At 70.2% G+C, this 12,289-nt stretch carries 10 protein-coding genes; 7 read left to right on the forward strand and 3 right to left on the reverse strand.

The genetic code is table 11. The features are described from left to right. Positions 1-16: 16 nt before the first annotated feature. Together BJQ94_RS13025 and BJQ94_RS13030 are read right to left on the reverse strand one after the other, a co-directional pair. Positions 17-3,037 carry an SMC family ATPase gene (locus BJQ94_RS13025; protein ID WP_265398999.1) on the reverse strand — a complete coding sequence of 1,007 codons (3,021 nt, stop codon included), beginning with the start codon at positions 3,035-3,037 and terminating at the stop codon, positions 17-19. Further along, the gene (locus tag BJQ94_RS13030; protein WP_265399000.1) at positions 3,034-4,179 is read right to left on the reverse strand and encodes an exonuclease SbcCD subunit D; all 1,146 of its coding nucleotides are present in this window, start codon (positions 4,177-4,179) and stop codon (positions 3,034-3,036) included. The genes BJQ94_RS13025 and BJQ94_RS13030 overlap by 4 nt, the downstream gene beginning before the upstream one ends. Before the next feature lie 188 nt (positions 4,180-4,367). Here BJQ94_RS13030 and BJQ94_RS13035 point away from each other — a divergent pair, with 188 nt between their 5' ends. Beyond that, on the forward strand, positions 4,368-4,610 hold the full coding sequence (locus BJQ94_RS13035; RefSeq protein WP_265399001.1) for a hypothetical protein: 243 nt from the start codon (positions 4,368-4,370) through the stop codon (positions 4,608-4,610). Between the two features lie 28 nt (positions 4,611-4,638). Here BJQ94_RS13035 and BJQ94_RS13040 read toward each other — a convergent pair whose 3' ends face one another. After that, positions 4,639-5,598, reverse strand: a complete 960-nt coding sequence (locus BJQ94_RS13040; protein WP_265399002.1) for a DUF559 domain-containing protein — start codon at positions 5,596-5,598, stop codon at positions 4,639-4,641. Positions 5,599-5,915: 317 nt separating this feature from the next. On the opposite strand from BJQ94_RS13040, the gene BJQ94_RS13045 reads away from it, so the two are divergent. The 6 genes from BJQ94_RS13045 (at position 5,916) to BJQ94_RS13070 (ending at position 12,289) form a co-directional block, all read left to right on the forward strand. Then, positions 5,916-6,704: a DeoR/GlpR family DNA-binding transcription regulator gene (locus BJQ94_RS13045; protein WP_265399003.1), complete on the forward strand. Its 789-nt coding sequence runs from the start codon at positions 5,916-5,918 to the stop codon at positions 6,702-6,704. Further along, positions 6,701-7,672: a 1-phosphofructokinase family hexose kinase gene (locus tag BJQ94_RS13050; protein ID WP_265399004.1), complete on the forward strand. Its 972-nt coding sequence runs from the start codon at positions 6,701-6,703 to the stop codon at positions 7,670-7,672. The genes BJQ94_RS13045 and BJQ94_RS13050 overlap by 4 nt, the downstream gene beginning before the upstream one ends. Continuing rightward, positions 7,669-9,732, forward strand: a complete 2,064-nt coding sequence (locus BJQ94_RS13055) for a fructose-specific PTS transporter subunit EIIC (protein ID WP_265399005.1) — start codon at positions 7,669-7,671, stop codon at positions 9,730-9,732. Before BJQ94_RS13050 ends, BJQ94_RS13055 begins: the two co-directional genes overlap by 4 nt. 43 nt (positions 9,733-9,775) lie before the next feature. Beyond that, on the forward strand, positions 9,776-11,464 hold the full coding sequence (gene ptsP / locus BJQ94_RS13060) for a phosphoenolpyruvate--protein phosphotransferase (RefSeq protein WP_265399006.1): 1,689 nt from the start codon (positions 9,776-9,778) through the stop codon (positions 11,462-11,464). Positions 11,465-11,558: 94 nt separating this feature from the next. Next, the gene (locus BJQ94_RS13065) at positions 11,559-11,837 is read left to right on the forward strand and encodes an HPr family phosphocarrier protein (protein WP_265399007.1); all 279 of its coding nucleotides are present in this window, start codon (positions 11,559-11,561) and stop codon (positions 11,835-11,837) included. Between the two features lie 161 nt (positions 11,838-11,998). Beyond that, entirely contained in the window at positions 11,999-12,289 is a 291-nt protein-coding gene (locus BJQ94_RS13070; protein ID WP_265399008.1) for a hypothetical protein, read from the forward strand.

The raw sequence follows: 12,289 nt of genomic DNA on the forward strand, positions 1-12,289 counted from the left end.
CGAAGCTATGCGTGAGCTATGACACAGCCGAGGAGAGCCTTTCGATTTCGCTGTAGCCCTGCGGCGTCACCCGGATCTGCAGTTTCGCCGGGATCTGCTCCTTCATCGACTCGACGTGGCTGATCAGTCCGATCGTGCGCCCGCCGGCGCGCAGGCTGTCCAGGGTGCTCATCGCGGTCTCCAGGGTCTCGGCGTCGAGCGAGCCGAAGCCCTCGTCCACGAAGAGGGTGTCCAGTGCGATGCCGCCGGCCTGGTTGGAGACCACCTCCGCCAGCCCGAGGGCCAGCGCCAGCGAGGCCAGGAACGTCTCTCCGCCGGAAAGCGAGTGGGTGGCCCTGGCCCTGCCGGTGTGCTCGTCGCGGATCGCGAGCCCGAGCCCGGCCTGGCTGCCGCGGTACTGCAGGGCGTCGTCGTGCTCGAGCGCGTACCGGCCGCCGGTCATGGTGCGCAGCCGGTTGTTCGCGGCCGCGATGATCTCCTCGAGCTGGGCGGCGAGCACGTAGGTCTCGAGTTTCATGCGCTTGGTGTTCGGGTCGTCCCCGTGCACCACGGCGGCCAGCTGCCGCACCTGGGCCTGGGTGGCGAGCAGGTCGGCGGCGAGGGCGAAACGGGCCCGGGCATCCGCCACGAGGACGGTGAGCGCACCGGACCGTTCGCGCAGTGACTCGCGGCGGGCCAGGCCCTCGTCGCGGGCGCGGGCGGCGGCGTCGCGCGCGAGCCGTGCCGGCGCGAGGTCGACGGGGTCCGCCGGCAGCTCGGCCAGGTCCGGTTCGGCGAGCACGCCGCGGACCGCGGCGAGTTCGTCATCGTGCGCACGGATGGCGGACCGGCCGGCCTGCACCTCGGCCGGGCTGAGCCGGGCGGCGACGGCCGCGGCTTCGTCGGCGAAGCCTTCCTCGTCCAATTGCGCGGCCAGGGCGTCCGCGATGGTCTGCTCCGCGCGTCGCCTCGCGCCGCACTGCGCCAGCGCATCCGCCAACGCGCGAGCGGCACCGAGTTCGGCCTGCAACCGGGCGGCCCGCTCGGTGACGCTGTCGAAGCCGGAGGTCTGGGCGCGCAGCCGCGTCGAGATGCCGTCCCGCTCGCTGCGATGCTCGGCCAGCTGCACCGTGGCTTCGTCCCTGGCCAGTTGCAGCGGGGCGAGCGCGTCCTGGGCCTCGGCCTGATCGGCGCGCAGCCTGGCCAGCTCGGCCTCCAGGCCCGGCACCCTGGCGAGGTGGTCTGTGGCCGTTGTCAGCGCCTGCCGGGCCAGCGTGTGGGCGTCGTCGAGGGCGTCGGCGTCGGCGTCGCCGGCGCGGGTGCGCGCTTCGGTGAGGCGGGTCTCGATCTGCCGGGTGTCGGTGCGGGCGGCGTCCACGGCGGCCTGCCGGCGATCCATCAGGCGGCGGGCCTCGTCGAGGTCGGCCTCCGTGACGGGGTCGGTCTCGCCGGTCATGGGCGCCGGGTGCTCGATGGCGCCGCAGACCGCGCAGGGGGAACCGTCGACGAGGCCGGCGGCGAGTTCGACCGCGAAGCTGCCGAGCCGGGCATCCACAAGCTCCTGGTAGGCCACGGCAGCCGCGGTGTTCTCGGCCACGGCCTCTCGTTCGGCGCGGTGCACACCCACCTGTTCGGTCTCCAGTCGCCGCACGTCCTCGGCCGCGGCCAGGGCCGCCTCGGCCCGCGCGACGGTGGCCTCGGCCTCGGGGCAACGGGCGGCGCCCAGGCTCGCCTCGGTGAGGGCATCCGTCGCGGCGTCGATGCGTTCGGGGAGGGCGAGCAGCAGCAGCCGGGCGGTATCCAGCGCCGCGACATGGTCGGCGCAGCGCTCCGCCAGCTCCGCGATCTGGGCCTCCAGGCCGGGCAGCCGGCGCTCCTCGGCGAGCACGTCGTCCAGGCTGCCGAGCTGGCGGAGCCTGTCGTCGATGAGGGCAGCGAGACGAGAAGCGTCAGCGTCAGCGTCAGGAGCATCGGCGAGGAGTTCCTGCCAGGCGGCCCGCGCGGCGGCGTCGGCGGCGTCGGCCGCGGCCACCTCGGCGCCGACGTCGGCCAGCGCCCGCACCTGGGGCCAGACCCTGGCGGCGTGCTCGGCCAGGCGTAGGGACTCGCGTGTGGCGCTGATCTCGGCCGAGCGCTCGTCGAGTGCCTCGAGCGCCAGGGCGGCCGCGTCCCGGCGGTCCTGGCGCCGGCGCAGGTCTTCGGCGCTCTCGCAGACGAGGGAGGCGGCCGCCAAGGCGGCTGAAGCGGCCTCTGCCCGCTCGGTCGCGGCGGCGAGGCGGGTGTCGAGGGTGCGCAGGGCGGCCTCGAACCAGGCGAGGTCGGGCTGCTCGGGCTGGGCAGGGGCGCCGTCGTCGGCATCTTCGGCGTGGTCGGCGTCCTCGGCCCGCCACAGCTGCCGCAGGGTCGCGGCCACGATGCCGTCGATTTCGTGCCGCACGAGCATCAGTTCGTCGTCGAGCGCCTTGCGGCGCGCGAGCAGGTCGGCCTCCAACTGCTGAAACCGCAGGGTGCCGAACAGGGTGCGCAGCACCGTGAGCCTGTCGTCGGTCTTGGCGAGCAGGAACCGTTGGAATCGGTTCTGGGCCAGCAGGATCACCTGCAGGAACTGGTCCTGTTTGAGCGGCAGGATGCGGCTGAGCTCGTTGCCCACATCGACCGGTCGGGAAGCGATGCCGACCCAGCCGTTCAGCTCGGCGTCGAATCTGTCGAGGCGGGCATCCGGTTGCGCGGTGGTGGTGCCGACGCCGCGCTTCTTCGGCTTCTCGTACCGCGGGGTGCGGTAGACCCGGTACGACACGCCCTTGAGGGTGAATTCAAGTTCGACGAAGCTCGGGTCGTCGGGGTCGCAGTGGTCGCTGCGCAGCCGCAGTTCGCTGCCGTCGAAGCGGGGCACCGAGCCGTACAGGGCGAAGCAGATGGCGTCGAGGATGCTCGACTTGCCCGCCCCGGTCTTGCCGGTGATCAGGAAGATGCCGTCGGCGTCGAAGCGGGTGAAGTCCACCTCCTGCTCGGTCTTGTAGGGGCCGAACCCCGCGATGCGCAGGCTGATGATCTTCATGCCGAGGCCGCCGCAGTGGCACCAAGCACCTCGGCGACGAGCGCCCGCTCGAAGTCGCTGAGTCCCACGCCGTTGCGCACGAACTCGAGGAAGCCGGCCACGATCTCCGGGTCGCTCTTGTGCTTGACCCGGTCGGCGTAGGTGGCGATCTCGGGCGTCTCGGTCACGGCCGGGCGATGCTCGAGGGCCACGCAGTGCGGGAAGCGCTTCTGCAGGGTGCGCATGCCGTCCAGCGGACGCACCTGGTCGGTGAGCACAGCGGCCACCCAGTCGTTCTCGAAGGCCGCATAGTCGTCGTCGTGAGCGAGCGCCGCCAGGTCGCCGGTGAGCACGCTCAGGCGCCGGGGAACCGGCAGGTCCACCCACTCGACCGCGCCGAGCCCGCTCGCGTCGAGCTCAACGAGCCAGGCTCCCCGCGGCTTGTCGGCCTCCGCGAAGGAGTAGTGCAACGGGGCCCCCGAGTAGCGCACCCTGTCGGCGATCCGGGCGCGGCCGTGGATGTGGCCGAGGGCCACGTAATCCGGCCCGTCGAAGACCTCGGCCGGCACCAGGTCGATCCCGCCGGCGCTGATGTCGCGTTCAACATCGCTGGCGGCGACTCCCGCGGCGAAGCAGTGCGAGAGCACCACCGATCGGCCGCCGCGCTCGGCGAGGTCGGCTCGCACCTGCCGCATCGCGAGGCCGAGCACCTGCTCGTGGGTCTTGAGGAGTTCGTCCGGGTAGTGGTGGCGCACCAGGGCCGGCTCGAGGAACGGGATGCCGTAGAAGTGCACTGGGCCGTGCTCGTCGTCGATCGTGATCGGGGTGCGGTACTGGTCGAACCCGGTGACCACGTGGATGCCGGCCAGTCCGGCCCACTCGGACTGGAAGCCCAGCCGAGTGGCGGAGTCGTGGTTGCCGCTGGTCATCACGACGCGGGCGCCGGTGGCGTGCAGGCGCGCCAAGGTGCCGCTGAGCAGGGCGTAGCTGTCGGCAGACGGCGTGGCCGAATCGAACACGTCGCCGGCCACGGCCACCACGTCGACACCGCGTTCGCGCACCAGATCGACGAGGGCGTCGAGCACGACGCGCAGGTGGTCGTGGGTCTGGTGGGTGTGGAAGGTGCGCCCGATGTGCCAGTCACTCGTGTGCAGGATCTTCATGCCTCTCACGCTACCGTCGGCCACCGACAGCGCTGCTCCGGTGCCCGCGCGTGTACATTCCCCGACGAACCCGTTTTGGCCAGCGTCGATTGGGAAGGACAGGTCAAGCCACCGCTCGCGTCAGTGGAAAGGTCCCCCTCATCAGTGGTGGAGCGCGCGGGCTCGGTGCCGCGACGGCCCGGCGTCGGGTGGAGGAGGGCACCACCCTCGCGGCCGAACTCGGCCCGGCCCGCCGGTACGTGCACCTCGATGTCACCCACGCCCAACACTGGGATGCGGCAGTGGCCGAAGCTGTGGAGCCAAGTTCGGCATGCGTGGCCCTGCACAGGGTCGGCCGGGACGTCGAGGTGGCCAATCTGGTGCTCTTTCTGGCCAGCGACGCGTCGAGCTTCTCCACGGCGCCGAGTTCCTCACCGACGGCGGCGAGCTGAGCGGTCTGTCGCACTATCAGTAGCTCTGTCACAGCTGAGCGCCCTTGGCACGCAAGCGGCGACTGATCCGCGCAACCAGGGTCGTCGGGTCGCGGAGATCGTCGTCGGTGAACTGCAGCACCTGCCAGCCGCGGTCCTCGAGGCGGCCGACGCGGCGGATGTCCGAGCGCCACTGCGCCCGATCGGTGCGGTGGTGGTCACCCTGATACTCGAGGAGGAGTTTGTACTCGGGGTAGACGAGGTCTCCCCTGGCCAGGAACCGTCCCTCGTCGTCGAACACGTTGTAATTGCACTCGGGTTCGGGCAGGCAGGCGAGAACGATGATCACCCGGAGCAGCGACTCCCGCGGTGATTCGGAGCGGGTGCGGAGGAGCGGAAGGGCGGTTCGGGCGAGCCTGAGGCCTCTGCGGCTCGGGTACTTCTCCAATGCATCCGCGAGCTCGTCTCGCGTCAGGATGGGAGACTCCCAATACAGCAAGTGGTCGCCGATGGCGACGAGCTCACCCAGGGTCAACAGCGCTGCCAGGTCCAACCAGGTGCGGGCCGGGCCGGTGAGACGCAGCGAACCCCGGTCGACGAGGTCGTCGGGTTCAATGCGCACGCTAGGGCCGACGATGTCCCGCGCCTTCATGGCGGCGGCCGGCGCAGGCACCCCGACATGCACCGGGCGCAACCGCGCCAGCCGGGTGGGCACGGGCAGGCCGAGGAGCAAGGCAGCGGTTGCATGTGAGAAGAACGCCCCGGGTGGCATCCGCACGAGAAGCGCCCGGGCCATAGCCTCCAACTCGGCACGGCGAACGGGCACCCACGCCCCGCCGTTGACGGTCGGTCCGGCCCCCTGAGAGGCGGCGGGAATGCGAACGCCCCAGAAGGGCCGGTCGAGGTCGCCGCTCCGCAACCTGGAACGACCGACCCCGGCATCGAGGGCGTCGCCCACGCGGAATGGACGATCGGCCCAACCGTCGGGCAGCGGGATACGAGCTGTCATCGGATGAGGGTGCCTGACCGCGGGACCTGCCCGTGGAAGTTCTCCACAGGCTCCCGAAGGCCTCGCCCGCCGCCCGCGCGCCCTGCCAAGCACTCATTTTGGAGAAAAGCACCTTCGTTGGGCTCCACAACCCTGCGAAGTTTCGGAATGAGTGCGCTCGTGCACGGGGAACGTGCGGCTCGCGTCCAGGGATCTTTGTTTGTCTGCGTTTGTGTTGACAATCAAAAAGAAACGGGTCTAAAGTCAGGCATACAAACTTTCGCGCGGTTTCCCCCGGCCGCGCACACCCCCTGAGTTCTCACCGTCGAGGAGGCACGATGTTCGCCGAAGAGCGTCAGTCGATGATCGCCGAGATGGTGTCCGACTTGAGCCGTGTCACCGTCAACGAACTCGCCGTGCGCTTCGACATCACGCCGGAGACCGTGCGCCGCGACCTCTCCGCGCTGGAGACCAGCCGTCACCTGCGCCGCGTGCACGGTGGCGCCGTGGCCATCGACCGCCTGAGCATGTCGGAGCCGAGCCTCGAGGAACGCCAGAGCCAGCGCCACGACGAGAAGGCCCGCATCGCCGACGCCGCGCTGGCCATGATCCCCGCGAGCACCACCGGGTCGATCATCCTGGACTCCGGCACCACCACCGAGCTGCTGGCCGACCGCCTGCTCGACTGGATGCCCGCCAACGCCGGCGACCAGCTCTTGGTGATCACCAACGCCCTGCCCATCGCCTACAAGCTGGCCGGCAACGAGGCCATCTCGCTGCAGATCCTCGGCGGCCGGGTGCGCGGCCTCACCCGGGCCATCGTGGGCACCCGTACCACCCAGATGCTCGACGCGATGCGCCCGGACATCGCGTTCGTCGGTGCCAACGGTGTGGCCGCCGAGTTCGGCTTCAGCACCCCCGATTCCGTCGAGGCCGCCGTGAAGACCGCCATCGTGCGTTCGGCCCGCCGGGTCGTCGCCCTCGCCGACTCCTCCAAGCTCGACCAGGAAACCCTGGTCAGGTTCGCTGCTCTGAGCGACATCGACGCGCTCATCACCGATGCTCCCCCTTCCCAGAAACTTGCCGCAGCCCTCGCCGCGGCGGATGTCGAGGTCGTAATCGCATGATCGTCACACTCACCCCCAACCCCAGTCTTGATCGCACGATCGAGCTCGCCGGCCCGCTCGCCCGCGGCGACGTGCAGCGCGCCCTGGACGCCCACCAGGAACCCGGCGGCAAAGGCGTCAACATCTGCCGGGCGCTCGAAGCCTCCGGCGTGCAGAGCCTCGCGATCCTGCCGGGCGACGCCGATGACCCGGTGCTGCTCGCGCTGACCGCGCAGGGCATCCCCCACCTGGGCCTGCCCATCAACGCCACCCTGCGCAGCAACATCGCGATCACCGAACCGGACGGCACCACCACCAAGGTGAACGAGCCCGGTCCGGCGCTCAGCGCCGACCAGCAGGCCGCCCTGGTGGAACTCGTGCTGGAGAAGGCTGCCGGCGCCGGATGGCTCGTGCTGGCCGGGTCCCTCCCGCCCGGAGTGCCGGACACGTTCTACGCCGACCTCACCCGTGAGCTCAAGGCCCGTTTCGGCGCCGACGCCCCCAAGGTCGCCATCGACTCCTCCGGAGCTCCCCTGGCCGCGGCCATCAGCGCCGGCCCCGACCTGCTCAAGCCCAACGCCGACGAACTCGCCGAGCTCACCGGCATCTCGGATCCCGACAGCCTCGAGGCCGACCCGCACCTGGCGGCCCGTGCCGCGCAGACCCTCATCACCGCTGGAGTCGGCGCCGTTCTGGCCACCCTCGGTTCCAAGGGTGCCCTGCTGGTCACCGCAGAGGGCTACTGGCTCGCCACTCGTCCCCCGATCGTCGCGGTTTCAACCGTCGGCGCCGGAGATTCTTCGCTGGCGGGCTTCCTGCTCAGCGACCTGGCCGGAGCATCCGCCCCGGACTGCCTGCGTCAGGCCGTCGCCCATGGCGCCGCTGCCGCATCCCTGCCCGGCTCAACCGTGCCGGCCCTCGACCACACCGACCCCAGCGCCGTCACAGTGACGGCATTTGCTACACATCCAAAGGAGGATGACCAGTGAGTGCACTGATTACCCCAGAGCTCGTTGCTTTGGACCAGAACCTCGGAGACGCGCCCGCGACCGTGATCCGGCACCTTGCCGAGCTCGTTGCCGGAGCCGGCCGGGCCACCGAGATCGAGGGCCTGTACGCCGATGCCCTCGCCCGCGAAGCGAAGACCTCCACCGGCATCCCCGGCGGCCTCGCGATCCCCCACTGCCGCTCGGCAGCGGTCACGGAGCCGACGCTGGCCGTCGCCCGCCTCTCGCAGCCCGTCGACTTCGGTTCGGCAGACGGCCCCGCCGACCTGATCTTCATGATCGCCGCCCCGGAGGGCGCCGACCAGGACCACCTGAAGATCCTGTCCAAGCTCGCCCGTTCGCTCATGAAGGCCGACTTCACCGCGGCCCTGCGCGCAGCGAAGACCCCCGAAGAGATCGTGACCCTGGTCACCGACATCGTCGCCCCGGTCACCGCAGCAGCACCCGCCGGAGCGCACTCCGCCCCAGCGGCACCGCGCGCCACGTCCGCAGTGCCCGTCCAGGCACCCACCGGTGCCGGCACGACGGGCCCCGCCACCGCGGGCAGCCGTCGCCTCGTGGCCGTCACCGCCTGCCCCACCGGCATCGCGCACACCTACATGGCAGCGGATGCGCTCGTCGCGGCCGCCAAGGAAATGGGCATCGACCTGCAGGTCGAGACCCAGGGTTCCGCCGGAGCGACCCCGCTGGCCGCCTCGGTCATCGCCGCAGCAGACGCCGTGATCTTCGCGGTTGACGTGGACGTTCGCGACAAGAGCCGCTTCGCCGGCAAGCCCGTCATCCAGTCGCCCGTCAAGCGCGGCATCGACGAACCGAAGAAGATGATCCAGGAGGCTCTCGCCGCCGTGGACAACCCGAACGCCCGCCGCGTCAGCGGTGGTGGCGCAGAGGCATCCGACTCGGTCAGCGAGAACGAGCACATGGGCCAGAAGGTCAAGCGCGCCCTGCTCACCGGTGTCAGCTACATGATCCCGTTCGTCGCCGGTGGAGGCCTCCTCATCGCACTGGGCTTCCTGCTCGGCGGCTACAAGATCACCGAGGTCGCCGACGTCGTCGTGCTGCAGAACAGCCTCTGGAACCTGCCTGAGGGTGGCCTGGCCATTTACCTCGGCGCGGTCCTGTTCAAGATCGGCGCCCTGTCGATGGGCTTCCTGGTTCCGGCCCTGGCCGGCTACATCGCCTACGGCATCGCCGACCGGCCCGGCATCGCCCCCGGCTTCGTCGCCGGTGCGGTCTCCGGCTTCATGGGTGCAGGCTTCCTCGGCGGCATCGTCGGCGGCCTGCTCGCCGGTGTCGCTGCGGCCTACATCGGTTCCTTCAAGGTGCCGAGCTGGCTCCGCAGCCTGATGCCCGTCGTGATCATCCCGCTGCTCGCCTCGATCTTCGCCTCCGGGCTGATGTTCCTGGTGCTCGGTGGACCGATCGCCTGGCTCACCGTCGCCCTGAGCGACTGGCTCAACGGCATGACCGGCGCGTCCGTCGTGATCCTCGGCCTGATCCTCGGCCTCATGATGGCGTTCGACCTCGGTGGCCCGGTCAACAAGGTTGCATACTCCTTCGCCGTCGCCGGCCTCGGTGCCGCAACGCTGGCCAACCAGGCGCCGTGGCAGATCATGGCCGCGGTCATGGCCGCCGGCATGGTTCCGCCGCTCGCGATGGCCCTGGCCACCGTGCTCGACCGCAAGCTGTTCAGCCCGGTCGAACGCGAAAACGGCAAGGCTGCCTGGCTGCTCGGCGCGTCGTTCATCTCCGAAGGCGCCATCCCGTTCGCCGCTGCCGACCCGCTGCGCGTGATCCCCGCGAGCATGCTCGGCGCGGCCACCACTGGCGCGCTCACTATGGCCTGGGGCGTCACGTCCAAGGCCCCGCACGGCGGCATGTTCGTCTTCTTCGCCATCGACAACTTCCTCCTGTTCGCTCTCGCGATCATCATCGGCACGGTCATTTCGGCCATCGCCGTGATCGTTCTGAAGCGCTACGTGCGGAAGGCGCCGACGGCTGAGAACGCCGAGCTGGCTAACACCACCCTGGTGAACGCCTAGCATTAGTGGGTTACCCACTGTTTATGAGAATCGAGGAAGTTCCGTGCAGAGTTTCACAGGAGTAGGGGTCAGCCCCGGGCGGATCGTAGGATCCGTACGGCAGATGCCCAAGGCCGTGAGCGAGCCGCCCGCTGGAGAAAAGCTGGCCTCGTCGACGACGGCGGAAGATGCCGCTGTCACACTGCGCGCAGCCGCGAAGGCGGTGCAGGCCGAGCTCAAGCAGCGTTCGGTCGGCGCCACCGGAGCGGGCAAGTCGGTTCTCGAGGCCACCGCACTGATGGCCGCGGACCCCATGCTCATCAAGGGCGCCGTGAAGTTGATCACCAACAACGGCACCTCCGCTGAGCGAGCAATCTGGGAGTCCGCGGCATCCGTGGCCGAAATGCTGCACAACCTCGGCGGCTATATGGCCGAGCGCTCCACCGATGTGCTCGACGTGCGGTCCCGCATCGTCGCCGAGCTGCGTGGGGTGCCCGCACCGGGCATCCCCGCCTCGGATGAGCCGTTCATCCTCGTCGCCGACGACCTGGCGCCGGCCGACACGGCCACGCTGAACCCGGCGATCGTGCTGGCCCTGGTCACCTCTGGTGGCGGCCCGCAGTCGCACACCGCGATCATCGCCCGTGCCCTGGGCCTGCCCGCCGTGGTCGCCGCGGCCGGCGTCGAAGAGATCACCGACGGCACCAGCGTCTACGTGGACGGAGCGGCTGGCAGCATCTCCGTCGACCCCGACGCCGACCAGGTCGCCGCCGCCGAAGCGTGGGCCACCACCGCAGCCACCCTCGCGGTGTTCTCCGGCGAGGGCACCACGGCCGACGGCCACCTCGTGCCGCTGCTCGCGAACGTCGGCGGCGCCGCGGATGCCGTCAAGGCCGCCGCTGCCGGAGCGCAGGGCGTTGGCCTGTTGCGCACCGAGTTCTGCTTCCTCGACCGCGACGAAGAGCCCACTCTGGACGAGCAGGTCACCGCGTACCGCGGCGTCTTCGACGCGTTCCCGGGCAAGAAGGTCGTCGTGCGCACGCTCGACGCCGGCGCCGACAAGCCCCTCCCCTTCCTCACCGACGCGTCGGAGCCCAACCCGGCCCTCGGCGTGCGCGGCTACCGCACCGACTTCACCTCGCCCGGCGTGCTCAAGCGCCAGCTGGCCGCCATCGCGACCGCCGCAGAGGGCACAGAGGCGGATGTCTGGGTCATGGCCCCGATGATCTCCACCGCCGAAGAGGCCGCAGACTTCGCCGGTATGTGCCGCGAGGCCGGGCTGAAGACCCCCGGCGTCATGGTCGAGGTTCCGTCCGCGGCCCTGACGGCCGAGACGATCCTGGGCCTGGTGGACTTCGCCAGCCTCGGCACCAACGACCTCACCCAGTACGCCATGGCCGCCGACCGCCAGCTCGGCCCGCTCGCGGCGCTGAACACGCCGTGGCAGCCCGCCGTTCTGCGTCTGATCCAGCTCACCGTGGCCGGGTCCGTCGCCGAGGGCAACAACAAGCCCGTCGGTGTCTGCGGCGAAGCCGCGGCCGACCCGGCCCTGGCCGTGGTGCTCGTTGGCCTCGGTGTGAACACCCTCTCGATGACCGCCCGTGCCCTCTCGGCCGTCGCGGCCGTGCTGGCGAAGGTGACCCTCCCGGAGGCCCAGCGCCTCGCTGCCGTGGCCCTGGCCGCTCCGAGCGCCGTCGAAGCACGCGCCCGGGTTCGCGCCGAGCTGCCCGTTCTCGACGAGCTGGGGCTCTAGACCCCGTCGTTATTCGCACGATGTGCTGCGTCTCACGGCGTCAGCACATCGTGCGGGCAATACAGTAGAAATCCGTACCGTTTCAGGAGGAACCATGTCAGAACGTAACGCCACCATCGCCAGCCGCGTCGGCCTGCACGCCCGCCCCGCGGCGATCTTCGCCGAAGCCGTCGGCGCGTTGCCCGTCGAGGTCACCATCGCCCTTGAGGGCGACCCGGCCGACGACGCAATGGACGCGTCGAGCATCCTGTCGCTGATGAGCCTCGGTGCCGCCAACGGCCAGGTCGTCGTGTTGCGTGCAGAGGGCGATGGAGCGGACGAGGCCCTCGAGAGCCTCGTCAAGATCCTTGAGACGGACCTCGACGCCGAATAGGCACCTGCACCAAAACTCACACCGAACAGCTCGCCCGTGATCCACGGGCGAGCTGTTCGTGTCTGCGGTCGGCTTGCGGAAGCCTCAGGTGATCTTCAGTTCTGGCGGCCCCACCACCGCTAGGGTGGCGCATACCCCTCAAAGGCGAGAAAAGGAACACCATGACCGACCCGATCAAGCCCGACCCAATCAGCACAACCGAGCCCGACTTCTCAGGCCCGCCGTCCCGCAGCATCCAGGACTGGACCGACCTGGGCAAGGAAATGTGGTCCTATCTGACCGGCAAGAGTGCCGTCATCGACTACAGCTTCATCGACATGACCGTCGAGGTTCCGCGCGACATCGGCCCGGATGCGCCGCGCGCCACGTGGAAGCTCAACGGCACGGTTCGGGTGACCACGAGCGAGGCTCCGGCCGGCGCGGGATCCGAGCTCTCCTCCAGCACCGACTGA

Source organism: Cryobacterium sp. SO2 (assembly GCF_026151165.2).
Taxonomy (GTDB): Bacteria; Actinomycetota; Actinomycetes; order Actinomycetales; family Microbacteriaceae; genus Cryobacterium.